The following is a 24,868-nucleotide window of genomic DNA, read 5'->3' as shown; positions in this document are numbered from 1 at the left end:
TCAATGCTCCCGCATTGGCAAGTAGTTCGTGGCGCTTTGCCTCCTATCTTCACTGCGGCGCGATCATTGCGCCTGCACCAGTACTGCGTACTCGATAGCGCGCGCGCACAAGAGTGGGGCCTTACCACTCAAACGTGACAAATAGTAGCGATGCCCTCAAGCCGTAATATCACCAAGCCATCAACTCTTTCATCTCCAGCCTTTTGATTTGCTTCGACATTTTTATGCGGTGTTTTTCGCAGGCTTCGTATGGCACACTTTCTGCTGTCTATTCCGTTGTTACATACCATTGTCCGCTATAGCGGAATAAAAATACTTCGGCGGAGTCTATGTCATGCATCGCGGACCTTCTTTTGTGAAAGCTTGTGCGTTTGTCCTTGCAGCCTCATTCACGCTGGCCAACTCGGCTCAGGCCGCCGAAGGCAGCAAGCTGGATGCAGTATTGAAACGTGGCAATCTGGTGGTGGGTACAGGCAGTACCAATGCCCCGTGGCATTTTCAGGGAGCGGACGGCAAGTTGCAGGGTTTCGATATCGACATCGGCAGGATCATCGCCAAGGGCCTGTTCAATGACCCGAGCAAGGTCGAGTTCGTGGTGCAGTCCTCGGATGCGCGAATTCCCAACCTGCTGACCGACAAGGTCGACATCAGTTGCCAGTTCATCACCGTTACCGCCAGTCGTGCACAGCAGGTGGCGTTCACCTTGCCGTACTACCGCGAAGGCGTAGCGTTGTTGCTGCCTGCCAACAGCAAATACAAGGAAATAGATGACCTTAAAGCCGCGGGCGACGGAGTGACGGTTGCCGTGCTGCAAAACGTATATGCCGAAGAGCTGGTGCATCAGGCGCTGCCCAAAGCCAAGGTCGATCAGTACGACAGCGTCGACCTGATGTACCAGGCGATCAACTCGGGCCGCGCCGACACGGCCGCCACCGACCAGTCTTCAGTGAAGTATCTGATGGTTCAGAACCCTGGCCGCTACCGCTCGCCGGCTTTTGCCTGGAGCCCGCAAACCTACGCTTGTGCCGTCAAACGTGGCGATCAGGACTGGTTGAACTTCGTCAACACCGCCTTGCATGAAGCCATGACCGGTGTCGAGTTCCCGGCTTACGCCGCTTCGTTCAAGCAATGGTTCGGTGTCGATCTGCCTGTGCCTGCAATCGGTTTCCCGATGGAATACAAATAAGTCCACTCTGACCTTCAAGGGCAGGGCAGGCCATCGGGCTTTCCCTGCCAGGTACGGGCAAGCATGAATTATCAATTGAATTTTGATGCCGTATGGCGCGACTTTCCCAGCTTGCTGGCGGGGTTGGGCCTGGGGCTGGAACTGGCCCTGATCTCGATCGCTATCGGCTGCGTGATCGGGTTGGCAAATGCATTTGCGCTGCTGTCACGTTACAAGGCACTGCGCATTGTCGCGTCGATCTACGTCACCGTGGTGCGCAACACGCCCATTCTGGTGTTGATCCTGCTGATCTACTTCGCCTTGCCCGGGCTGGGCATTCGCCTGGACAAACTGGCGTCGTTCATTGTCACGCTGTCGCTGTACGCTGGCGCCTATCTGACCGAAGTTTTCCGTGCCGGTTTGCTGGGCATCCACAAAGGTCAGCGCGAAGCAGGGTTGGCCATCGGTCTGGGCGAGTGGCAGGTGAGGGCATACATCATCGTGCCGGTCATGTTGCGCAACGTGTTGCCAGCGCTATCCAACAACTTCATTTCGCTGTTCAAGGACACCTCACTGGCAGCCGCCATTGCGGTGCCGGAGCTGACCTACTACGCGCGCAAGATAAACGTCGAAAGCTACCGGGTGATCGAAACCTGGCTGGTGACTACTGCACTCTATGTAGTGGCCTGCTATGTGATCGCCATGCTCTTGCGCACCCTCGAACAACGTCTGGCGATTCGCCGCTAGGAGGCTGTCATGTATCAACCCCCTGGCTGGTTGCAGGAATTGTGGACCGCGCGAGAAGTGCTCTGGTCCGGCTTTTTGACCAGTATCCAGTGCTCGGCGCTGGCGATTGCTGCGGGCACGCTGATCGGCATGCTGGCCGGTCTGGTGCTGACCTACGGCGGATTCTTCGCACGGTTGCCGATCCGACTCTATGTGGATCTGATACGCGGTACGCCGGTGTTCGTGCTGGTACTGGCAGTCTTTTATATGGTGCCAGCGCTGGGCTGGCAAATCAGCGCGTTTCAAGCTGGCGCAATAGGCCTGACGTTGTTCTGCGGCTCTCACGTATCGGAAATCGTGCGCGGTGCGCTGCAGGCCATTCCCGCTGGCCAGCTGGAGGCTGGCAAGGCGATCGGGCTGCGTTTCAATCAGTCGCTGCGCTATGTGTTGTTGCCGCAGGCCATGCGCCAGATCCTGCCGACGTGGGTCAATTCCTCGACCGAGATCGTCAAGGCTTCGACACTGCTTTCAGTCATCGGTGTGGCTGAACTGTTGTTGAGCACTCAGCAGGTGATTGCGCGCACGTTCATGACCCTGGAGTTCTACCTGTTTGCAGGTTTTCTGTTCTTTCTCATCAATTACGCCATTGAACTTCTTGGGCGGCAAATCGAAAAACGGGTGGCATTGCCATGACACAGACTCATACCGCAACCCCCGGCCCGGCGCTGCTCAGCATCGAAGGCCTGCACAAGTCCTATGGCGCAGTGGAAGTGCTCAAGGGGGTCGATCTGCGTATGCAGAAAGGCAACGTTGTTACCCTGATCGGTTCCAGTGGCTCGGGCAAGACCACCTTGCTGCGCTGCGTCAATCTGCTGGAAGAGTTTCAGGGCGGTCATATCCGGCTCGAGGGGCAGGATATCGGTTACAGCGACGTAGACGGCAAGCGCACCCGTCATCCGGAGCGGGTTATTGCACAGCACCGGGCAATGACTGGCATGGCATTTCAGCAATTCAACCTGTTACCGCACCTCAGCGCTCTGCAGAACGTGACCCTGGGCCTGCTCAAGGTCAAGAAGATGCCCAAGGATCAGGCCATTGCCCTGGCGGAAAAGTGGCTGGACCGGGTCGGGCTGCTGGAGCGCCGCAATCACTTTCCCGGCCAGTTGTCCGGTGGTCAGCAGCAGCGGGTCGCAATTGCCCGCGCCATTGCCATGAATCCCAGCCTGATGTTGTTCGATGAAGTCACTTCTGCGCTCGACCCGGAGTTGGTCGGCGAAGTGCTGAGCGTTATCAAGGACCTGGCCGAAGACGGCATGACCATGCTGCTGGTGACTCACGAAATGCGTTTCGCCTATGAGGTTTCAGACCAGATTGTATTCATGAATCAGGGGCGCATCGAGGAGCAGGGGCCACCCAAGACACTGTTCGAGCAACCGAAATCGACGCGCTTGAGCGAGTTTCTCAAGAACATCCGTTTTTAACGTTTCACGACGTCCAATGCTTCAAGACAAGGAAAAACTCATGACTATTACCCGTTATGGCGCAGGCAGCACCGCAGGGGGCNNGGCCAGCCACGTCCATTCGCCCGAGCAGTCGAGGCCGACGGCTGGTTGCACGTTTCTGGCCAGGTGCCTGCGCAGGATGGCGAGATTATCGTCGGCGGTATCGTCGAGCAGACCCACCAGACCATGCGTAACCTGATCGCGATCCTCGACGAAGCCGGTTATGCGCTCGAAGACGTAGTACGTGTCGGCGTGTGGCTGGAAGACCCACGGGACTTCTGGAGTTTCAACAAGGTGTTCGGTGAATACTTCAGCCCCGAGCATGCACCGGCGCGCGCTTGCGTGCAGGCCAGCATGATGGTCGACTGCAAGGTCGAAATCGACTGTATTGCTTATAGGCGCAAAGCAGCTTCAAGCCAGAAGCCTCGGGTTATCTGGCTTACAGCTCTACTTAAGGAATGAGCCATGACTGAAGACACAATCAAGCGCCGGGCACGTGGACTGGACCGGGCGTTCGATATTCTGGATTTCCTCAAGGAAAAGGCCAGACCCATGCGTCCCAACGAAATTGCCGGCGGAATCGGCAGCCCCAAATCGACGGTTTACGAGCTGGTGGCGTCGCTGCTGGAGCGGCGTATTCTGGAGACGGTCGGCAAGGACGGGCATGTCTACCTTGGCCGTCAGTTGTACTTTCTCGGTCAGGCGCATTTGCGCCACTTCGATTTCACTCGCGAGGCGGAAGTCTGCCTGGGCGAGATCGTCAGCCAGACGCGGGAAACCGCGCAGATGTGCCTGCTCAATGGCCGGAAATACACCGTTGCGCTGATGAAAGAGGGTGAGCGGCATTTCAGGATTTCCTCGGACATCGGTGAAAACGCGCCCATCCCGTGGACCGCTTCCGGGCGTCTGCTGCTCAGCCACCTCAGCGATCAGCAGATCATCGACCTGATTGATCCCGACGATTTCATCCTACCGGGTGGCGAGCGTCTGCCGCTGGAAACCTTTTTGCGGGAGATCCGTAAGGCAGGCGAAGAGGGTTTCTTCTCCTTCGATAGCGTGGCCGACACCTTCACGCACTGTTTCGCCGCGCCGGTGAAAAACGAGCACGGTCAGTGCATCGCAACCCTGTGCATTGTCGCGCCGCGTGCCGATGCCAAGACCCATTACGACGACTATCGGCGGGTGCTGATCGACAGCGCCAACGGCCTGGCTCGTCGAATCAACGAATAACTGCAGGAGATTACTGATGAGCATCGCTGTCATGGACACCGCCGTCATGGACAAGGGCGCTGCACAGCCGGGCGACAGCCTGGTCACTGATGTCAGCCTGCCTGCACTGGTCATCCATCGTCAGGCGCTGGACCACAATATTCGCTGGATGCAACGTTTTGTCACTGACAGCGGTGCAGAGCTTGCACCGCATGGCAAGACCAGCATGGTGCCAGCGCTGTTTCGGCGACAGTTGGACGCGGGCGCATGGGGCATGACCCTCGCCACGGCGGTCCAGACCCAGGCCGCTTATGCGCATGGTGTACGGCGGGTGTTAATGGCCAATCAACTGGTCGGCGCGCCGAACATGGCGGTGATTGCCGATCTGTTGGCTGACCCGATGTTCGAGTTTCATTGCATGGTCGATCACCCGGACAATGTCGCTGCACTGGGCCAGTTTTTCGCGGCACGCGGCCTGCGCCTGAACGTGATGATCGAATATGGCGTACCCGGTGGACGCTGCGGCTGCCGTACCGAAGAGCAGGTCTTGGCCCTGGCGGATGCTGTTCAGGCGCAACCGGCGCTGGCGTTGACGGGTATCGAGGGTTACGAAGGCGTCATCCACGGCGACCATGCCATCGATGGCATCAAGGCTTTTGCGGCGTCGCTGGTGCGCCTGGCTGTCGACCTGCAGGACAAGGGCGCATTCGCTTTGGATCGCCCGATTGTCACTGCATCCGGCTCGGCGTGGTACGACCTGATCGCTGAAGCATTCGATGCCCGGGCCGTTCGCGAACGGTTCCTCAGCGTGCTGCGCCCCGGCAGTTATGTGGTGCATGACCACGGCATCTACAAGGACGCGCAGTGCTGCGTGCTGGACCGACGTGCCGAGCTGAGCGAAGCGCTGCGCCCTGCGCTGGAGGTCTGGGCGCATGTTCAGTCCATGCCGGAGCCGGGTTTTGCGGTGATCGCCATGGGCAAGCGCGACGTTGCCTACGATGCCGGCTTGCCCAACCCGCTGCTGCGTTACAAGGCGGGTGTACAGCCTGCATCAGGCGACGACGTCAGTGCCTGCAAAGTGATGGACCAGCACGCTTTCATGACAGTCGCGCCCGGATGCGAGTTGAAGGTTGGCGACATCATTTCCTTCGGTACCTCACACCCGTGCCTGACCTTCGACAAGTGGCGTTCAGGTTGTCTGGTGGATAATGACATGCGAGTGATCGAGCCTTTCAGCACGTATTTCTAATTCCGGTATTGGCAGGAGTAATCGTCTCATGAGCCTTCCACGGGTCGCCCTGATCGGCGAATGCATGATCGAGTTACAGCAGCATGCCGACGGCAGCCTGCGTCAGAGCTTCGGCGGTGACACGCTCAATACGGCGGTTTACCTTGCCCGATTGTTGGGTGAGCGGGCCAAGGTGGATTACGTCACGGCGCTGGGTGACGACAGCTTCAGCGATGCAATGTGCCGGATCTGGGCCGATGAGGGCATTGGTCTGGGCAAGGTGCAACGCCTGCCGGGGCGTTTACCCGGGCTCTACTGCATTCAGACCGATGCCAATGGCGAGCGTCGTTTCCTCTACTGGCGCAACGAAGCCGCCGTGCGGGACTGTTTCATGACGCCTGCGGCCGAGCCGATCCTCGCGGCGCTGGTCAGCTACGACGTGCTGTATTTCAGTGGTATCACCCTGGCGGTACTTGGCGAGCAAGGCCGCGCCCGATTGCTGGAAGCACTGGACCGTGCTCGTCAACGTGGGGTCAGGGTTGCCTTCGACAATAACTATCGGCCTCGGCTGTGGGCCAGCGTGGAGCAGGCTCGCGAGGCCTATCAGGCATGCCTGCAGCATGTGGATCTGGCGTTGCTCACCGAAGACGATGAGCAGGCGCTCTATGGTTATGCCGACAGTGAGCAATTACTGGCGGCCTATCGAGGTCGCGGCATCGGTGAGATCGTCGTCAAGCGCGGCGCGCAAAGTTGTCTTGTGGAAGCCGGCGGCGAGCGTTTCGACATTGCGTCGCAAAAGGTCGAGCGTGTCGTCGATACCACGGCAGCAGGGGACTCGTTCAGCGCTGCCTATCTGGCCGCCCGGCTCATGGGGGAACACCCGCGACAGGCTGCCGAAGCAGGTCATCGTCTGGCCAGTGTGGTGATTCAACACCCGGGTGCGCTGGTACCAAAATCGGTCATGCCAGTCTGATGGCACCTGCGACGGAACATGCAGTTGATCGGCTAACGCACTGACAGACAAGCATTTCGCTGGAACCTGCGCGCAAATTCGGCCACCATAGGCGACCTTTTTGCCTGCAAGCCATCCACCGGAGTCTGCGTGCCTGACGACCTTCCTTCTGCGCTTCCTCATGACCTGGATGTCGATCTCATGCCGCCTCGGCAACTGCCGTTTTTCAGGCGTCTGTTATCGCGCCTGATGGGCCGCGGCCTTACAGCGTTGGGCTCGCAGCACACGCCGTCGTGGTTCCAGGGCCATGCCGACGGCTATCTGAATGGGCACATAGAGGGCGTGCGCGAGGGTTATGCCGACGGCTACCTGGATGGTGAAGAAGCAGGGCGTCAGGTGCTGGTCATCAACGATACCCGGCCTGTCCGACATCGCGGCCCCAGAGTTGACGACCATCTGTTCGACGACTGGCGGCTGGCGCTCACGCCTGAACTGAAAAAGCGTATCAAGGCCGATGTCGCCGAAAAGCTCCCTGCGCATGCTCAGCCCAGCACGGCGCAGTGGAAGATGATTTTCAGCGATACGCCATCTACCTACGTCATTGCCGGGGCGGGCGCAGGCAAATCCACATCGCTGGTGCTGCGCATTCTGCTGTTGCATCACTACCTGGGCTTTGAACTGAATGCGATGACAGTCGTGACCTTCACCCGTGAGTCGCGCAAGGACTTCATCGGCAAGCTGATCGAGGTGATGGCCTTGTGGGGGCATGTGACGGGGCAGAAACAGGCTCGTGACCTGGTTCGCACCTTTCACTCGCGTATTCTGCCGCTGGTGCGCAGCCTGCCGGGTTTTGAGCAGCTCAGGGCGTTCGAGAACCTGCGCAGCCAGTCATCCGGCCTGGAAGAGGCGGACAGCAATCCTTTCGACCTGCGGATCAACGATGCGCAGCGTCAGCAACTCAATCTCTGCTACCGCGATCTGTACGCCGGCAACGAGCGTTTCCGCGAAGTCATGGCGCCGCTGTATCGCCATGCCTTGCAGCTCAAGGAACTGGATCGCGACCATCCTGACGTGCAGAAGCGTGTGGCGGTGACCGAGCTATCCTCGAAACGGGATGAAGAGTGGTGTGACACCGTCGAGGACTTGTGGATTCGCGCAGGAGCATGGCCTATAAAGGGCATTGAGCCTATGCGCCAAGCTGTTGAAATAAATGGATTTTCCTTTTGTTTTCACGGCTATATCGCTGAGCTTGATGCCTGGGTTGTGCTGGGCCTGGACGCCAGTGAAGACCAGCAACTCAAGCGGCCGGGTGCCAAATTGCCAGTGTGGGCCGAGGGGGTCATAAAGCGCACTCTGTTTCAAGCTTTCTGCAGTAAGCCTTTGATCTGGCTGGATAACTATCAGTCTGCCAACAAGCTATTGCAGTCATTGGCGGGCGACGCGGTTGCCGGGCCCGGATTCGACTATCGGGTCAAGGGTGAGCTCGGTGCTGCGCCGCTACTGGACTGTTTTGTCACCGCCGTCAGCTTCATCGAGAACCTGGGACTGGATGTACCCAATGCCGTGTCCGAGATGAGCTTTGCCAGCGACGACCCGGATCGTTTCTTCTTCGAAGCGCTGAGTCTTTTCTGGAAAGCTTTCGAAACGCACCTGCTGGCTCAGTCGCCTCCGATCATGACCTATAACCGGATGTTTGCGTTGTTCGGTGAAACATCGCCGGAAAACCTCAAACACGTCAGCGACCAGATGCTCAGACCGCTGTCGCATTTGATGATCGACGAGTTCCAGGATGTGTCGCCGCAGATCGTCTCATGGATACGCGCCAGCCTGCGCGAAATCCGGCGTCGTGGTCCTGCTCTGCATACAGGCCGGATCGCTCAGCATTCATCACTGCTGTGTGTCGGCGATGACTGGCAATCGATCTACGGCTGGCGCGGCAGCTCACCCAAGTATTTCATGGAGTTCGCCAGGGAGTTTTCGTCACCGGCGACCACCAGAGTCATGCTCAGTGACAACTTCCGCAGCCATCAGCACATTATCGATGCCGCCGAGCATATTGTCCGGGCAGCTCCGGCGATTGCGGGCAAGAAGGCTCGTGCCAGCGGCATGCCGCAAGAGTTGCTGCCGGTCAAGGTGCTGGATCGTGACGAGGACGAACTGGCCGAGCGTGTAGTCGAGCACTACAACGACGGTGACTCGATTCTGCTGCTGTACCGCAAAGGCAGCGAGAAAAGCCGGTTCTCGGAGCGTTTGAAGGCATTGATCGATGCTGACGCGGCGATGGGCGCGCAAGGTCGTCGCATCAGGACGTTGACGTACCACAGTTCCAAAGGCTTGCAGGCGGATGCCGTGTTTTTGTTGGGCGACTGCCAGCATCTGACTGTCTCGCCTTACAAGAATCAGGTTTACCGTTTGGCAGGGCTGGGTGATGTGAGCGATCTTCAGCCCTTTGATACAGCGCAGAAGGATGAAGTCTTGCGCCTGGCTTATGTCGCCATTACTCGTGCGGCGCGGCATTGCTATTGGTATATCGATCAAGGCACCGGCGGCGGGGAAAACGCCCAGATGCCTAAAGCTTCAGACAGAATTGCCCAGGACAAGCCTTTCTTCGAAGACTTGCGCGGTAAAGTCCGAACAGGCTGAAGCTGTCATATCAGGAAAAACCGGCAACCTGTTGCTGCGTATGAGTGCCGAATAATTCCAGCTCATCCTCGATGGCTTCGATGATGCGCTCTACATCTGCGGCATTCATCACCGTGGAACACGGCAGGCCGGCGATGGCGACTACTGTCTCACCGCTGGCGCGGTCGAAAAGTCGTGCAATCATGCTGCCGGGGGCATCCATCGAGGCTTCAAAGCCTACCGTATGGAAGTGCCAGCGCATCAGTTGGCATGCATTGGGGAATGTGACTTTGTTCATGACAATGGCCCACCTTAATCAATCGAGCATTTCCCTTGCTCCAATGGGTACGCAGACAGCCAGAATTCGTCCGGTAAAGCCATGATGACGAGACGGTAATCAGCGCAGCGGATTATCGGCCGGTCGGGTTGCTTTCCAGCAGGATCGCTGAGCGGTCTGACGAGTACTGAAAATAGCATCTGCCCGCACCGTTCTGGAAAAATTTTTTATGACGCAGCACAAAAAAATCAATTATATGGCTGTCATCATCGCAAGGTATCAATGGGCACGTTCCATGCATTTGTCATTCACCCCGGAGAAGGCCCCGTAGTGAACTGAATTTGCTTGACGAAGGTGGTTTTCATGCCCGGTCTGGGGCAAGCTATCGTTATTGACCCGAGGAGCTGAAAATGCTGAGAAAATCCCTTGCTGCACTGATGTTGCTGGCCTCGACCAGCCATGCGGCGGAGACGGTCAATATCTACAACTGGACGGATTATATCGCCCCGGACACTCTAAAAAATTTTGAAGCGGCCACCGGTTTCAAGACCTCTTACGAGACTTTCGAAACCAACGAGACGCTGAACACAAAGCTGATTGCTGGCCATTCCGGGTACGACCTGGTCTTTCCGTCCATTCATTTCATGGGTCGACAGATTGAAAACGGCTTGCTCAAGACCCTCGACAAACGGCAGCTCCCCAACTGGAAAAACCTCAACCCGGTTCTGCTCAAGGCACTGGAGGGCAGTGATCCGGGCAACCAGCACGGGTTTCCCTACCTGTGGGGCAGCACCGGGATTGGCTATGACATGGCGAAGGTCAAGGCTATTCTTGGCAAGGACACTCCGCTTGACTCATGGGATCTGGTGCTCAAGCCGGAAAACATGAAAAAGCTCGCCCAGTGTGGTGTCGCTTTTCTGGACAGCGCACCGGCGCTGATCCCTATCGCTCTGAACTACCTCGGCCTGCCACCGCACAGCGAGGTGCCGGACGACTACAAAAAGGCCAAGGCGCTGCTGGATGAGGTACGGCCGTATGTGCGCAATTTCAGTTCAGCCGACTATATTGGCGACCTCGCTACGGGCAAGATCTGTGTGGCAGTAGGCTACTCAGGGGATATTTCCCTGGCGCAGGAGCAGGCCCAAAAAGCGGGCAACAACATCACCATCAGCTATGTGGTTCCAAAAGAGGGTGCGCCAATGTGGTTCGACATGATCGCCATCCCGGCTGATGCCCCTGATGTCAAAGGTGCCTACGCGTTCATGAACTACCTGTTGCGCCCCGAAGTGATCGCCAACATTACCAATACGGTGCATTACGCCAACGGTAACGAAAAGGCCGACGCCCTGATCAATCCCGGCCTGTGGACGGATACCACTGTCTATCCAGACGCCGACATGCTGAGCCGCTTGTTCGTGATGTCTCAGGTCCCGGTTGATATCGAAGCGATGCGCCAGAAGCTCTGGAAGGAGTTCAAGGCCGACAAGTAAGGCTGCGATGCGACTGGCGTCAAATGATGTGGGCCTGATGCAGCTCGGTCAGTGCCTGAGCCTTCAGCCTGGCCAGTAGCGGATCGCGGCGATCTCTTGGTGTTTGCAGCCCGACCGGCAGTTGCTGGGTAATCGTACCGGGGCGGCTGCCCATCACTAATACCCGGTCGCTCAGATACAACGCCTCGTCGACATCGTGAGTCACCAGCAACAGCGTGATAGCGTGACGCTCGGCCAGTTGCAGCAGCAGGTCCTGAAGCTTCATTCGGGTAAACGCGTCCACTGCGCTGAAAGGCTCATCCAGCAGCAATACGGCAGGGTGCGAGTACAGACCGCGAGCGATGGCCACGCGTTGCGCCATGCCTCCGGACAACGCTTTTGGCAGAGCATCGGCGAAACCGGACAGGCCCACTTCATCGATCAATTGACCGACCCATCTACGGTCGTAGCCAGCGTCGTCGCTGAAGCCGATATTCTGTTCGACGGTCAGCCAGGGCATCAGGCGCGGTTCCTGAAACACAAACGCGACTTCTCCCTCAATGTTGTCCACCGAGCCACGAAAGTCCTGCTCCAGCCCGGCGACAATTCTGAGCAGCGTGCTTTTACCGCAACCGCTTGGCCCCAGCAGGCTGACGATCTCACCTGACTGTAATGACAGATCGATATCCTGCAGTACGGTATTGCCAGCGAATGCTTTGCGGTCTACGCGTATGTTCATCAACGATTCCGGCATCTATCGACCCTCGCGGCTTTGACCGGTGAATGTGTCCCGCCAGGCCAGAAAGCGTTTTTCCAGGCCTGCCAACAGGCCGTCGCTCAACTTGCCCAGTGTCGCCAGAACGATGATGGCCGCCAGCACGATGTCCGGGCGCGAGGTTTCGCGTCCGTCACTGAGCAGGTAGCCCAGGCCTTTGGTGGCCGCGATCAGCTCGGCGGCTACCAGAAACATCCATGACAGGCTCATGCCGCTGCGCAAACCGGTGAACAGGCCGGGCAGGGCGGCGGGCAGAAGAATACGCCGGGTCAGGCGATAGCGGCTGAAGCCATACATCTTGCCGACTTCCACCAGCTTTCGGTCAATGCCCCGAATCGCGGCCACGCCGTTGAGGTAGACCGGAAAAAACGCACCGATGGCGATCAGCACAATCTTGGATGTTTCGCCAATGCCCAGCCACAGCAGTAGAAGCGGCACCCAGGCCAGGCTGGGGATGGAACGAAGCCCGGCGAACGTCGGCTCCAGATACGCCTCCGCCTCACGACTGAGCCCCACCCACGCAGCAAATACCAAAGCCAGGCTTGCGCCGATCACAAAGCCGCTGAGCACACGCAACAGGCTGGCACTGATGTGTTTCCACAACGCACCATCGGCCAGATCACTTAATGTCAGCACGATCTCGCTGGGGGCTGGCATCTGGTAGGAGGGCAGCCAGCCGATGCGCACGATAATTTCCAGCAAAACAATGATTGCAGCGGGGACTACCAGGCCTTTGAGCGACGTTTTGTAGCGCTGCCAAAACGTGCGCTGCGCCCTGTCAGGCAAGGCCGCCTGCGCACAGGCAGGCAGGGACTTGTCTGGGCTGGTCATGGCGTTGCGATCACGGCTTTGGAAAACTCTGGCGTGATCAACTGATCGATCACTTGTTCGACGTTTACGCCTTTGCGCACCAGGTCCTCGGACACCAGAATCGGCGCCGCGACCTTGGACGCTTCCATGTCTTTCGCGCTCAGTTGCGGGTTGCTCAGGTCTGTGCGGGTCAATTGCAGCCTGGCGACTTCCAGCGGCAAACCTGACTCGGTCGCCAGCAGCCTGGCCAGCTCATCAGGATTTTTTACTGCCCATTCCCGAGCCTGCTCATAAGCGCTCAATACTGTTCTGATCGCCTGTGGATGCTCCTTGGCGTAGGTTTCCGTGACGCTCAGTACGCCATAGCTGTTGAAGTCCTTGTTGCGGTAAAGCAGGCGCGAGCCGGACTGTATTTCACTGGCCGCCATGTGCGGGTCAAGCCCTGCCCAGGCATCTACGTCGCCTTTTTCGAGGGCGGTGCGTCCATCGGGATGCTGCAGGTGCAGCAACTCGACATCATCCTTTTTCAGCCCGGCCTTCTGCAGCGCGCGCAAGGTGAACAGATAAGGGTCGGTGCCTTTGGTGGCGGCGATTTTCTTGCCTTTGAGTTCGGCAACCGATTGCAGGGGAGAATCCTTGCGCACCACCAGGGCCGTCCATTCTGCCCGGCTGTAGACATACACCGATTTGATCGGGCTGCCGTTGGCCCGGGCCAGCACCGCAGACAGGCTGGCCGACGAAGCAAAGTCGACGCTGCCACTGTTCAGGTATTCCAGCGAGCGGTTGCTGTGGCTCAACACCCAAGTGACTTTCGCCTCCGGCAGGGCTTTCTCCAGCCAGCCAAAATGCTTGAGCGCCAGGCTGACCGGCGAATAATAGGCGTAATCCAGGCGGACTTCGGCAGGCGCGGTTTCAGCGGCCTGTGCTACTCCCTGCAGGCTAATCGCCAATGTGCAGGTCGTTACCATCCAGCGAATCAGGGCTCGCGGCGTTTGCAACCAAAAAGAAATAGGGGGTTGTGGCATAGTGAGCGTCCAGATCGGGGAGGCAAGGGCTGCAAGACTGGTTTGCATATTTCAAAAACAGCAGTCCAGAGAACATGAAATTCACAAATGGAATATTGCATGCTCTGTGCCAAGGGTCCGGGTGCTTGAACAGCAAGGTATCAGGGCAATTTTCCAGTGTGAGTGATGTTGATCTGGCAGCAAGGTGTTGAACTGTTGTTGCCTGGTAAACAGTAAGGCTCACGGCCTGTTTTTCGACGATTTTCTGACAGTTTTCTGCTTTTCGGGTGATTTTTTTCGCCAGGTTTGCAACAGAATCGTTTTTTGACACTCCTAATCGTCCACATTCTTAATTTCGAAACATGTGAGCACTAAGATTCGCGCGTGATCCATGAGTGTGCGCCCACTGCGCCCTTGTTTGACTGATCCGCAGAAATTCTTGGGGCGAGCTGCATAAGCCTGCGTATTCGCACCAGCCAGATGGCTGATCCCTTTCAAATGCGCACCGGACTCAGAAAATAATGAATATGCCGAAAATGCCTTCGATCACCCGACTCCAGCGCCGCATCGCATGGTGCTTCTTCCCCTCCTTGCTGGTGGCTTCTGCCCTGGCCCTGTTCACCATGGGCAAGGGGGTTCATGCCGAGCCCAAGAACGGCACGCAGACACTGGTATTTCTTCGTCATGCCGAAAAACCGGCCATGGGGCTGGGGCAACTGAACTGCCAAGGGCTCAACCGGGCCATCGAACTGTCGGAGGTCTTGCCCAGGGAATTCGGCAAAGCTGACTTTATCTTCGCCGCCAACCCCAGCCGACACGTGGAAGAGGGTGAGGGCGACCTGTCCTACAACTACGTGCGTCCGCTGATGACGGTAGGGCCCAGCGCAATCAAACTGGGTCTGCCCGTCAACCTCGACTTTGGTGCCAACGACACCGCAGACCTGGCCGATGAGCTGATGCGGGACAAGTACCACAACGCAGTTATCTACACCGCCTGGTCGCATGGCTACCTGCCGGAGCTGATCAACAAGGTTGCTGAAGAAGCGTCCGGCAAGAGCACTAACCTGCTTGATGACTGGACGAACGATGATTTCGACTCAGTGATTGTCGTCACCCTGAAATGGGTCGATGGCAAGGCCACGCTCGATTACAAGAATCAAAAACAGGGCCTCAACAACGGCACCGAGACCTGCCCTGAGGCGACCTGATCTCGAACCGTAAACGTTTTCAGCCGTTGAGCGACTTCATCGACTCCGGGCTGTAACGCTCGCCCGACACGGCCCCTTGCGCCGGGAAGATCGCATCCAGTTGAGCCAGCTCATCGGTACTCAGTGTCAATGAAGCCGCTGCCACGTTGCTTTCCAGGTACTTGCGCTGTTTGGTGCCCGGGATCGGAATGATGTCGTCGCCTTGAGCAAGTACCCAGGCCAGCGCCAGTTGCGACGCGCTGACGCCTTTGGCCGCAGCCAGTGCCTTGACCTTTTCTACCAGCGCCAGATTGCGATTGAAGTTTTCGCCCTGAAAGCGCGGGCTGAAACGACGGTAGTCATCGGCAGCGAAATCGTCCGGGGTGCGCAATGCGCCAGTCAGAAAACCACGGCCCAGCGGGCTGTAAGCCACGAAAGCAATACCCAGGCGACGGCAAGTGGCGAGCACATTGTCGTGCTCCGGATCGCGTGACCATAACGAATATTCACTTTGCACGGCCGCCAGCGGATGCACGTTGTGGGCTCTTTCGATGGTCGCTGCGCTGGCTTCGCAGATACCTATATGGCGAACCTTGCCAGCCTTGACCAGCTCGGCCATGGCACCGATGGTGTCCTCGATGGGCACATTGGGGTCGACACGGTGCTGATAGTAGAGATCAAGATAATCGGTATTCAGCCGTTTCAGGCTGGCATCGATGGACTGGTGAATGTACGCCGGGCTGCCATTCACGCCACGCGCATGCGGGTCATCGCCACGCACGATGCCGAACTTGCTGGCCAGGTAAATACCTTCACGCTTGCCTTCAAGAGCCCGGCCGAGCAACGTCTCGTTGGTGTGCGGGCCATACATGTCAGCGGTATCAAAAAAAGTGACACCCAGTTCCAGCGCGCGGTGCAAGGTGGCGATGGATTCCTTTTCGTCGATGCCGGTGGTGTAGAAGTCCGACATTCCCATGCAGCCCAGTCCGATGGCAGAAACCTGCGGACCGTGGTGACCCAGTTGGCGAGTGATCACAATGAACTCTCCTGATCGTTGAAAGAGCCGTCAAGTCTCTACGCTTTAGTTGGCGCAATAAACCGGGAGTTTCTTATTTCACTGTTGTGAAAATCCGAATAATTAACGTCCACGAAGCGCAAGAGCGTGCGGCGTCAATCCGACAAACCGTACTAGTCACAAAATCACGAGTGGAGTACAAATGTACTCGATGAGCACATTATCTTCCCGTCGCAGCGCAATCCTTACCTTCATCCGCGATCGCATCGCGCAGCAAGGGCAATCGCCGAGCCTGGCGGAAATCTCCGAGGCTTTCGGTTTTGCTTCACGCAGCGTGGCGCGCAAGCACATTGTGGCCCTCACAGAAGCCGGTCTGATCGAGGTCGTAGCGCACCAGGCCCGGGGTATTCGCCTGCTCAACAGTGAGCCGCGGCCCGAATTGCTCGAAATTCCGGTGTTGGGGCGCGTAGCAGCGGGCGTACCTATCGGGCCGGATCTCGATATTCACACCACATTGCATCTGGATCGCAGCACGTTTACCCGTGTGCCGGACTACCTGCTGCGCGTGCAGGGCGACTCGATGATCGAAGACGGTATTCTCGATGGCGATCTGGTCGGCGTGCACCGTAACCCGCAGGCCAGTGACGGGCAGATCGTCGTTGCCCGCCTGGACGGCGAAGTCACCATCAAGCGCCTGCAACGCAGTGCCGATCAGGTGCGCCTGTTGCCGCGCAACCCGGCCTACGAACCGATCATTGTCACGCCTGATCAGGACTTCGCCATCGAAGGCGTGTTCTGCGGGCTGGTCCGGCGCGAATGATGGGCGCGGTGGTCAGCCTTGACGCCTTGCTGGATGAGCGCAGGGTCTGGAAAGGCCGTCAGCAGAGCGCGCCGCAGGTCAGCCCGCACCCCAGTGGCCCATGCATTGCTGGACAGCGCCTTGCCCACTGGCGGCTGGCCTGCTGCCGCCCTGACTGAAATTCTCATCCCGGCCAATGGCAGTGGGGAATTGCGTCTGCTGTGGCCAAGTCTGGCAAGGTTGTCCGCGATCGGTGAGCGCATTGTGCTGGTTGCACCGCCCTACATTCCGTACCCGCAAGCCTGGCTGGCCGCCGGGGTCGATCTGCGCCAACTGGTCGTCATCGAGGCCGGTCCCCGCGATGCCCTATGGGCTGCCGAACAATGCCTGCGCTCCGGCAGCTGTGGCGCGGTCGTGTGCTGGCCCGGCATGGTCGATGACCGTGCGCTGCGACGTTTGCAGGTCGCTGCCGAAACCGGGCAGACCCTGGCGTTTGCCTGCCGCCCGCAGCAGGCCGCCGCCAACCCGTCACCGGCGGCCCTGCGCATCGCTATCGATACCCGTCCTGCACAATTGCGGGTGCTCAAGTGCCGTGGCGGGCTTGCGCCGCCTTTCCCCATTCCATTTTCGACCGACGCTTGAGGTTCTTATGCTCTGGGCCTGTGTCTTGCTGCCGCAACTGGCGCTCGACGGCGTCATGCGTCGTCGTAACGATCCCGATGAGCCTCTGGCGCTGATCAGCGGCAGTGCTCAACGTCGCGTGTTGCAAGCCGTCAATCCGGCGGCGCGTGCGCTGGGTTTGAAAGCCGGGCAGTCACTGACGGCCGCTCAGGCGCTGGTGTCGAACTTCTCCATGGTCGAGCATGACCCAGCCGACATCGAGCGCTTGCAGCAACTGCTCGCGGCCTGGGCATACGGTTTCAGCTCCAATGTCAGCCTCAAGTACCCTCGAGTGCTGCTGATGGAAATCGAGTCCAGCCTCAAGCTGTTCGGCCCATGGCCGGTGTTCGAGGCACGCTTGCGTGAAGAGTTGACCGCGCAGGGCTTCCGGCATCGCATCGTGGTCGCGCCCAACCCGATAGCCGCACGCATGCTGGCCAACATGCATGACGGGCTGAGCATTGATTGCGACGCAGCCTGGAGCATATGCCGCTGGAACGTATCGGTCTGAGCCGTGAAACCGCCACAGCCCTGACACGCATGGGGCTGCGCTCTGTGCGGCAGGTGCTGGCCCTGCCGCGCGATACACTGGCGCGGCGGTTCCCGGCCAGCGTGCTGCAGCATCTCGATACATTGCTTGGCGAACGACCGGTGGCACTGGAGTGCTACACACCGCCGGACTTCTTCGATGTACGCATCGAGCTGAATTTCGACGTCGAGTCGCATCAGGCCCTGTTGTTTCCGCTCAAGCGGCTGATCGCCGATCTGGCTTTGTTCCTGGCCGGACGCGACAGCGGTGTGCAGCGATTTTCCCTGCATCTGGAGCACGTTGAAGGTCCGGAGACTGTGGTGCCAGTCGGACTGCTGAGCGCCGAGCGCGATGCGTCGATGCTGTTCGAACTGGCCCGCGGCAGGCTGGAGCAAGTGCTGGTGGCGTCGCCGGTACGTGCCGTGCGCTTGCTGGCGCAGGATTTGCCGGATTTTGTTCCGGCGCACCGCCAGTTGTTCGATGAGCGCGTGCAACAGACCCTGCCCTGGGAGCAACTGCGCGAACGCCTGCGTGCGCGACTGGGCGACGAGTCTGTGAATGGCTTGCGCGCCCAGGCCGATCACCGTCCTGAATGTGCCTGGCAACCACACAGCACAAGTAAACCGGTCTTGCCGGCCAAAGCTTGTATGCGCCCGGGCTGGTTGCTGCGAGAACCCCAGCCGCTGCCACTTCATGCCACGCGCATCGTGGCGGGGCCCGAGCGAATCGAATCAGGCTGGTGGGACGGCGGCGATGTACGCCGCGACTACTATCTGGTCGAAACCTCCAGCGGCCAGCGCGCCTGGGCCTATCGCAGCGTGGGCGAGCAGGGTGAACTGCTGCTGCATGGCTGGTTCGCATGACCAGCGAATACGCCGAGCTGCATTGCCTGTCCAACTTCAGTTTTCAGCGCGGCGCCTCAAGCGCCCGTGAGCTGTTCGAACGTGCCTCGCGCCACGGCTATCAGGCGCTGGCCATCACTGACGAGTGCACGCTGGCCGGTATCGTACGTGCGTGGCAGGCGTCCATCAGCACCGGCCTGCCGTTGATCATCGGCAGCGAAATGCACATCGAGAACGGGCCGAAAGCCGTGCTGCTGGTGGAAAGCCAGACAGGTTATGAGGCGTTGTGCAAATTGATCACAGTGGCACGCCGCAGAGCCAGAAAAGGTGAGTACCGGTTGTTGCGTGAAGATTTCGAGCCTTCGTCGGACGGTTTGCTGGCCATCTGGCTGCCGGACATCGAAGGCGACGCGCAAGCCTGTCTGGCGCATGGACGCTGGTTGCGTGAGCGCTTTGCCGAGCGCCTCTGGCTCTGCGTGGAGTTACATCGCGGCGCGGATGACGAGCAGCGTCTGGCCGACTTGCTGGCGCTGGCGCAATCGTTGGGTATCCCGGCAGTTGCCAGCGGTGATGTGCACATGCACGCGCGCGGTCGGCGTGCCCTGCAGGACACCATGACTGCCATTCGCCATCACACGACCGTGGCCGAAGCAGGGCACCTGTTGTTTGCCAACGGCGAGCGCCATTTACGGCCACTGGATGCGCTTGCCGAGCATTACCCGGACTGGCTGCTGGCCGAATCGGTGCGTATTGCCCGGCGCTGCACGTTTGATCTCAAACAATTGAAATATGAATACCCGCACGAGCTGGTCCCCAAAGGCCAGACACCCACGTCGTGGCTGCGTGAACTGACCGAGCGCGGTGCCCGCAAACGCTGGCCGAACGGGCTGACGCCAGCCACCCGCGCGCAGGTCGAGAAGGAACTGGCCCTGATCACGGAAAAGAAGTTCGACAGCTACTTTCTGACCGTGCATGACATCGTCGAGTTTGCCCGCAGCCAGCATATCCTTTGCCAGGGACGTGGCTCGGCGGCCAACTCGGCAGTGTGTTATGCGCTGGGGATCACCGAGCTGAACCTGGAAAAGAGCAACCTGCTGTTCGAGCGCTTCATCTCCAAAGAGCGCAACGAGCCACCGGACATCGACGTGGATTTCGAGCACGACCGCCGCGAAGAAGTCATTCAGTACATATTCAGGCGTTATGGTCGGGGCAGGGCGGCGCTGACGGCGGTGGCCAGCACGTATCACGGCTCGGGCGNNGGGCGCAGTGCGTGATGTGGCCAAGGTGCTGGGTTTGCCGCCTGACCAGATCAACGCCCTGGCCGATGCCTTCAGCCGCTGGAGCGATTCGCTGCCGTCGCCCGAACGCCTGCGCGAATACGGCTTCGATGCCGACATGCCAATCCTCAAGCGCGTGCTGGCACTCACCGGCGAGCTGATCGGCTTTCCTCGGCATTTGTCGCAACATCCGGGCGGCTTCGTGATTTCCGAGCATCCGCTGGAGACGCTGGTGCCTGTCGAGAACGCCGCGATGGCCGACCGCACCATCATCCAGTGGGACAAGGATGATCTGGACCTGGTCGGCCTGTTGAAAGTCGACATACTTGCACTGGGCATGCTCAGCGCTTTGCGCCGCACGTTCGATCTGGTGCATCTGCACCGGGGCAAGCTCTGGACCCTCGCAGACCTGCCGGGCGACGACCGGAAAACCTACGAAATGATCAGCCGCGCCGACACCATCGGCGTGTTCCAGATCGAGTCGCGTGCGCAGATGGCCATGCTGCCGCGCCTCAGACCGGAAAAATTCTACGACCTGGTCATCGAAGTCGCCATTGTCCGGCCGGGGCCGATCCAGGGCGACATGGTTCACCCATATCTGCGTCGGCGTAATTAAAGAAGAAGCCATTACCTATCCGCCTAAACTAAAAAGCGTCTTTGAGCGCACCCTGGGCGTGCCGCTGTTCCAGGAGCAGGTCATGGAAGTGGCGATCATCGCTGCCGACTACACCCCGGGCGAAGCGGACGAGTTGCGCCGCGCGATGGCCGCATGGAAACGTCACGGCGGGCTGGAGCCGCATCGCGAACGGCTGCGTACGGGCATGCTGAAAAACGGCTACGAAGCGGATTTTGCCGACCGGATTTTCGAACAGATCAAGGGCTTTGGCAGTTATGGTTTCCCCGAGTCCCATGCCGCCAGTTTCGCCTTGTTGACCTACGCCAGTTGCTGGCTCAAATGCCACGAACCGGCAGCGTTCACCTGTGCGCTGATCAACAGCTGGCCGATGGGGTTTTACAGCCCGGATCAATTGTTACAGGACGCACGTCGCCACCACATTGAAATCCGCCCGGTGGATGTACGCTACAGCGACTGGGATTGTTCGCTGGAGCCGCTCGATCATCCCGACAGCACGCGCAATCTGGCGATTCGCCTCGGGCTGCGCATGGTGCGTGGTTTTCGCGAGGATGATGCCCGGCGCATCGAAACGGCCCGCTCGAAACGGCTGTTCAGCGATGCCACAGACCTTACCCTGCGTGCCGGTTTGGACGCTCGCGCCGCTGAAGCACTGGCGGATTCCGGGGCCTTGCGTGGCCTGATTGGTCATCGGCACCGGGCGCGCTGGGAAGTGGCAGGGGTGGAAGCCCAGCGACCGTTGTTCAACGACTTGCCCAGCGAAGACACACAGGTAACGCTGCCGCTGCCGACGGTGGCCGAAGACCTGATGGCCGACTACGCCACTCTGGGCACCACCCTCGGTCCGCACCCACTGACCTTGCTGCGTCGGCAACTGGCTGCCAAGCGCTTTCGCAGCTCACAAGACTTGTTACACCTGGAAAACGACCGAACCCTCAGCGTGGCGGGGCTGGTCATCGGCCGTCAACGTCCGGGCACCGCCAGTGGCGTGACCTTCGTGACGCTGGAAGACGAATTCGGCATGGTCAACGTCGTGGTCTGGCGCGACCTGGCCGAACGTCAGCGCAAGGTGCTGGTGGGCTCGCAACTGCTGCAGGTGTTCGGGAGGCTGGAATCAAAAAGCGGCGTACGACACCTGATCGCCCAGCGGCTGTACGACCTGACGCCGCTGTTGACTGGACTGGATGTGCGCAGCCGGGACTTCCAGTAATCGGGCCTGTAACTTGCAGTAGCAATCGGTACATCCTGCCAACGAGAAGCCCTGAATGTACAAAGACTACCCAGCCGCTTACCAGGTCAGTAAAGGCGCGGCGCTGCAAGTGGATACGGCCTTTTACGAGCGTATCCGCACGAATGCGCAGCAGCGTACCCTCGTCGAGCAATTTGAAGTGCCGATCCGCACCGGACGGGCCTGGAAGGTCAAGGCCGGTCAGGTGTTTCGTGTTACCACACCGGTTGGTCCGCAAGTCGGCGATTTCAATCTGTGGAACGCCAACGACCCTCGGGAACGCCTGTGGGCGGCGCGTACGCGTCAGTTGCAGGGCGCGCATGTCAGCACCCATGACCGGCTGTGGTCGAACCTGCCGTTTTTACGGCCGCTGGTCACCATCACCGATGACAGCCTGGCCAGCTACGGGATCGACGAGCATGGTGGCCGCCTGCACGATTTGCTCGGCACGCGCTGTGATCCCTACGTCAACAAGATGCTGACCGGCGAAGACTTTCATCATCACTGCCATTCGAACCTGACCCGCGCAGTGTTGCCGCACGGGCTGACCGAATTCGATGTGCATGACGTGTTGAATATCTTCCAGTGCACCGGCCTGAACCATGACGACATGTACTTCATGAAAGCCTGTCCGGCGCAGAAGGGCGATTACCTGGAGTTCTTTGCTGAAATCGACCTGCTGTGCGCCTTGTCGACCTGTCCGGGGGGAGACCTGTCACTGCCGATGTGGGGGCCTGACGCGCAGGACCCGTTAAGCGTTTGCCGTCCGCTGGGCGTCGAAATCTACGATCTCGACGCTGCGTTGCTGGAGGGTTGGCAGTCTCCCGAACGTGCAGCTTATAACGGTCAGCATGGCTTGCAGATTGCCAAGGCTGAATGGGAAAAATAACCGCTCAGGCTGCGCGAGCCATCTTGCGCAGCCCCCAGACCATCACCGCCCCCAGCCCGAGCATGGCCAGAAGCAGTGCCGGGTAGGCCACCCACCAGTGCAGCGGGGCGGTCATCATGCTGAATTCCGACATGCCGCCGATCCCGGCAATCAGGTTCAGGGGCAGAAACACCACATTGATTAGCGTCAGTTTGCGCAGCAGGGTGTTGGTGCTGTTATTGACCAGATTTCCGCGTGCATCCATCAACCCGGCGAACACCGTGGAATAGATCTCCGCCTGTTTGTAGCACTGGTCGTTCTCGATGATCATGTCGTCGATCAGCGCCAGGCTGTCGGCTGCGTATTGCCGGCCTTGCGCATGGTTGCGCAGACGCGTCAGGACCGCACCGTTGCTGTGTATGGCATTGATGTAATACACCAGACTTTCGCTGAGGTTGAACATCTGCAGCAAATGGCGGTTTTCCAGGGAAGAGTTGAATTTCTGCTGCAATTCCCGGGCGACCATCTTGATGACTTTCAAATGGCCCAGATAGTGATGAATATTGTTGAACAGCAGCTCCAGAAGGATATCCAGCGGCTGGTCCAACGGGCGGTGAGCCCCCAGCGCGCTCAAGGGTTGCTCGTCATCGCAGATCAGCACCAGCTGGTCCCGGCTCAACAGCACGCCAAAGGACGAAACGTCGAACGAGAAGCTGTCCTTGCCCGAATAGTTCTCGGGACGTTTCCAGATGACGAACAACGCATCAGGGTGAAACTCGATGCGCGAAATTTCGTCGGGGTCGAGTGCCGAGGCAACGGCATGCTCATCAAGGTGAAATCGCTCCAGCAATAATCTGCGTTCCCCGGCATCGGGTTTGCTGAACCACAGCACCTGAGCCTTTTGCGGGTCACATGCCAGCAACTGGTTGTTGTCGAGTTTCAGGCCCTGAATCATCGTTTCACCATGCCTGGCCGAGGCGCTTGAGCTCAAGGCGGCGGACGAATTCTTCCAGCACCAGGCTGTACAGATCATCCTGCAGATAAGCGTCTTCGATGCCGGCGTCCAGATTCGGGTTGTCGTTGACCTCAATCACCACCACTTGATCGCCTGACTGTTTCAGGTCCACGCCATACAACCCGTCACCACAGTCTTGAGCGCCAGTTCGACCACGGCGCGCGGCGCTTCGTGCACCGCCAGGGTACGGCATTCGCCAATGACCTCGGCACCGATTGCCTTGTGGTTGTAGATCTGCCAATGCCCTTTGGACATGAAGTACTGGCAGGCGAATATCGGTTTGCGGTTGAGAATGCCAATGCGCCAGTCGTACTCGGTGTAGAAAAACTCCTGAGCCAGCAACAACACCGAATGCTCGAACAATTGGGCTGTCGCCGTATGCATTTCCTCGGGCGTACTGACTTTGATCACGCCTCTGGAAAAACAGCCATCGGGAATCTTCAATACCAGCGGGAAACCCAGGCGTGTGGCCACGTGCTGCAGTTCTTCAGGGCGATCCTTGTAGAGGATTTCCGTTCGCGGCATGCCCAGATCGTGGCTTTTTAGCAGGTCAGTCAGGTAAACCTTGTTGGTGCAACGCAGGATCGAGGTGGAGTCATCCATTACCACCAGCCCCTCGCTCTCGGCCTTCTTGGCAAAGCGGTAGGTGTGGTTGTCAACGCTGGTGGTTTCGCGAATCAGCAGCGCGTCGTACTCGGCCAGTCGGGCGTAGTCTTTCTTTTCAATCAGCTCGACATCGATGCCCAGGCGCTGACCGACGCGGATGAAATTGGCCAGCGCCTCGGTGTTGGACGGTGGCAGCTGTTCCTGCGGGTCATGCAGGATCGCCAGGTCATAGCGGGCCATGCGCCGGGAGCTGGGCTGGCGCCAGACGTTGCGGCTGAAGCCTTCCAGCGCCATGGCGAACTCATCCTGCTGATCATCGCGCAGGCGCGGCAAAGCACCGGCCTTGATACCGGCAATGTGCCAATTGTCGCGCTTGCGAAACTCCACCATCAGGATCGGGCAGGGGAAGACTTCAAACAATTGACGGGCGAGATCCTTCAGGAGGCGCTGCAAAAATAGCCAACTGTCC

19 protein-coding genes and 5 pseudogenes are annotated in these 24,868 nt (G+C 59.0%); 16 read left to right on the top strand and 8 right to left on the bottom strand.

The features are described from left to right. Positions 1 to 334: 334 nt before the first annotated feature. From ALO64_RS01615 to ALO64_RS01575, 9 genes and pseudogenes are all read left to right on the top strand, one after another. Positions 335 to 1,186 carry a transporter substrate-binding domain-containing protein gene (locus tag ALO64_RS01615; RefSeq protein WP_005732848.1) on the top strand — a complete coding sequence of 284 codons (852 nt, stop codon included), beginning with the start codon at positions 335 to 337 and terminating at the stop codon, positions 1,184 to 1,186. Positions 1,187 to 1,249: 63 nt separating this feature from the next. After that, positions 1,250 to 1,912, top strand: coding sequence for an amino acid ABC transporter permease (locus ALO64_RS01610; protein ID WP_044344657.1), 663 nt, complete (start codon positions 1,250 to 1,252; stop codon positions 1,910 to 1,912). A gap of 9 nt (positions 1,913 to 1,921) precedes the next feature. Further along, on the top strand, positions 1,922 to 2,584 hold the full coding sequence (locus ALO64_RS01605; protein ID WP_004665521.1) for an amino acid ABC transporter permease: 663 nt from the start codon (positions 1,922 to 1,924) through the stop codon (positions 2,582 to 2,584). Then, entirely contained in the window at positions 2,581 to 3,372 is a 792-nt protein-coding gene (locus tag ALO64_RS01600) for an amino acid ABC transporter ATP-binding protein (protein ID WP_044344656.1), read from the top strand. The genes ALO64_RS01605 and ALO64_RS01600 overlap by 4 nt, the downstream gene beginning before the upstream one ends. A 40-nt stretch (positions 3,373 to 3,412) precedes the next feature. Beyond that, positions 3,413 to 3,855: pseudogene (locus ALO64_RS01595) on the top strand (RidA family protein). Positions 3,856 to 3,858: 3 nt separating this feature from the next. Further along, positions 3,859 to 4,623: an IclR family transcriptional regulator gene (locus ALO64_RS01590; protein WP_005732851.1), complete on the top strand. Its 765-nt coding sequence runs from the start codon at positions 3,859 to 3,861 to the stop codon at positions 4,621 to 4,623. 31 nt (positions 4,624 to 4,654) lie between these two features. After that, a complete protein-coding gene (locus ALO64_RS01585) occupies positions 4,655 to 5,851 on the top strand; it encodes an amino acid deaminase (RefSeq protein ID WP_082303440.1) in 1,197 nt (398 codons plus the stop codon). Between the two features lie 28 nt (positions 5,852 to 5,879). Next, complete coding sequence (kdgK, locus tag ALO64_RS01580) at positions 5,880 to 6,803, top strand: 2-dehydro-3-deoxygluconokinase (RefSeq protein ID WP_044344653.1); 924 nt, start codon at positions 5,880 to 5,882, stop codon at positions 6,801 to 6,803. Between the two features lie 129 nt (positions 6,804 to 6,932). Then, positions 6,933 to 9,425, top strand: coding sequence for a UvrD-helicase domain-containing protein (locus ALO64_RS01575; RefSeq protein WP_044344652.1), 2,493 nt, complete (start codon positions 6,933 to 6,935; stop codon positions 9,423 to 9,425). A gap of 10 nt (positions 9,426 to 9,435) precedes the next feature. On the opposite strand, the gene ALO64_RS01570 is transcribed toward ALO64_RS01575, so the two are convergent. Further along, on the bottom strand, positions 9,436 to 9,702 hold the full coding sequence (locus tag ALO64_RS01570; protein ID WP_044344651.1) for a DUF1652 domain-containing protein: 267 nt from the start codon (positions 9,700 to 9,702) through the stop codon (positions 9,436 to 9,438). Positions 9,703 to 10,091: 389 nt separating this feature from the next. Between ALO64_RS01570 and ALO64_RS01565 the strand changes: the two genes are divergently transcribed. Beyond that, positions 10,092 to 11,171: a polyamine ABC transporter substrate-binding protein gene (locus ALO64_RS01565; protein WP_044344650.1), complete on the top strand. Its 1,080-nt coding sequence runs from the start codon at positions 10,092 to 10,094 to the stop codon at positions 11,169 to 11,171. Positions 11,172 to 11,190: 19 nt separating this feature from the next. Here ALO64_RS01565 and ALO64_RS01560 read toward each other — a convergent pair whose 3' ends face one another. The 4 genes from ALO64_RS01560 to ALO64_RS24930 are packed head-to-tail and all read right to left on the bottom strand — an operon-like array spanning position 11,191 to position 14,070. Further along, on the bottom strand, positions 11,191 to 11,904 hold the full coding sequence (locus ALO64_RS01560; RefSeq protein ID WP_005732858.1) for an ABC transporter ATP-binding protein: 714 nt from the start codon (positions 11,902 to 11,904) through the stop codon (positions 11,191 to 11,193). Continuing rightward, positions 11,905 to 12,756 (bottom strand): ABC transporter permease, encoded by an 852-nt coding sequence (locus ALO64_RS01555; protein WP_044344649.1) that lies wholly within the window; start codon positions 12,754 to 12,756, stop codon positions 11,905 to 11,907. Further along, the gene (locus ALO64_RS01550) at positions 12,753 to 13,760 is read right to left on the bottom strand and encodes an aliphatic sulfonate ABC transporter substrate-binding protein (protein ID WP_044344648.1); all 1,008 of its coding nucleotides are present in this window, start codon (positions 13,758 to 13,760) and stop codon (positions 12,753 to 12,755) included. Before ALO64_RS01550 ends, ALO64_RS01555 begins: the two co-directional genes overlap by 4 nt. Next, entirely contained in the window at positions 13,675 to 14,070 is a 396-nt protein-coding gene (locus ALO64_RS24930) for a hypothetical protein (protein ID WP_157058605.1), read from the bottom strand. The genes ALO64_RS01550 and ALO64_RS24930 overlap by 86 nt, the downstream gene beginning before the upstream one ends. A 190-nt stretch (positions 14,071 to 14,260) precedes the next feature. Here ALO64_RS24930 and ALO64_RS01545 point away from each other — a divergent pair, with 190 nt between their 5' ends. Further along, on the top strand, positions 14,261 to 14,947 hold the full coding sequence (locus tag ALO64_RS01545; RefSeq protein ID WP_002553713.1) for a hypothetical protein: 687 nt from the start codon (positions 14,261 to 14,263) through the stop codon (positions 14,945 to 14,947). A gap of 19 nt (positions 14,948 to 14,966) precedes the next feature. Here ALO64_RS01545 and ALO64_RS01540 read toward each other — a convergent pair whose 3' ends face one another. Then, on the bottom strand, positions 14,967 to 15,962 hold the full coding sequence (locus ALO64_RS01540; protein ID WP_031594791.1) for an aldo/keto reductase: 996 nt from the start codon (positions 15,960 to 15,962) through the stop codon (positions 14,967 to 14,969). A gap of 181 nt (positions 15,963 to 16,143) precedes the next feature. Between ALO64_RS01540 and lexA the strand changes: the two genes are divergently transcribed. The 5 genes and pseudogenes from lexA to ALO64_RS01515 all read left to right on the top strand — a co-directional run bounded on the left by lexA (position 16,144) and on the right by ALO64_RS01515 (position 22,799). Further along, entirely contained in the window at positions 16,144 to 16,761 is a 618-nt protein-coding gene (lexA, locus tag ALO64_RS01535; RefSeq protein ID WP_044344647.1) for a transcriptional repressor LexA, read from the top strand. Continuing rightward, positions 16,761 to 17,382 (top strand): annotated as a pseudogene (imuA, locus tag ALO64_RS01530) (translesion DNA synthesis-associated protein ImuA). Before lexA ends, imuA begins: the two are co-directional and overlap by 1 nt. 7 nt (positions 17,383 to 17,389) lie before the next feature. Then, positions 17,390 to 18,792 (top strand): annotated as a pseudogene (locus ALO64_RS01525) (Y-family DNA polymerase). Continuing rightward, positions 18,789 to 21,892: pseudogene (locus tag ALO64_RS01520) on the top strand (error-prone DNA polymerase). The pseudogenes ALO64_RS01525 and ALO64_RS01520 overlap by 4 nt, the downstream one beginning before the upstream one ends. Positions 21,893 to 21,947: 55 nt before the next feature. Beyond that, on the top strand, positions 21,948 to 22,799 hold the full coding sequence (locus ALO64_RS01515; RefSeq protein ID WP_005732049.1) for an urea carboxylase-associated family protein: 852 nt from the start codon (positions 21,948 to 21,950) through the stop codon (positions 22,797 to 22,799). A 4-nt stretch (positions 22,800 to 22,803) separates the two neighbouring features. On the opposite strand, the gene ALO64_RS01510 is transcribed toward ALO64_RS01515, so the two are convergent. Further along, a complete protein-coding gene (locus tag ALO64_RS01510; protein WP_002553719.1) occupies positions 22,804 to 23,733 on the bottom strand; it encodes a magnesium transporter CorA family protein in 930 nt (309 codons plus the stop codon). A 4-nt stretch (positions 23,734 to 23,737) separates the two neighbouring features. Then, positions 23,738 to 24,868 (bottom strand): annotated as a pseudogene (locus tag ALO64_RS01505) (RimK-like ATPgrasp N-terminal domain-containing protein); the annotation flags it as partial.

Origin of the sequence: Pseudomonas meliae, assembly GCF_001400515.1 — a bacterium.
GTDB classification, from domain to species: Bacteria; Pseudomonadota; Gammaproteobacteria; order Pseudomonadales; family Pseudomonadaceae; genus Aquipseudomonas; species Aquipseudomonas amygdali.
The sequence above is the reverse complement of the archived record's forward strand: the minus strand, read 5'-3'. Positions and strand labels throughout refer to the sequence as shown.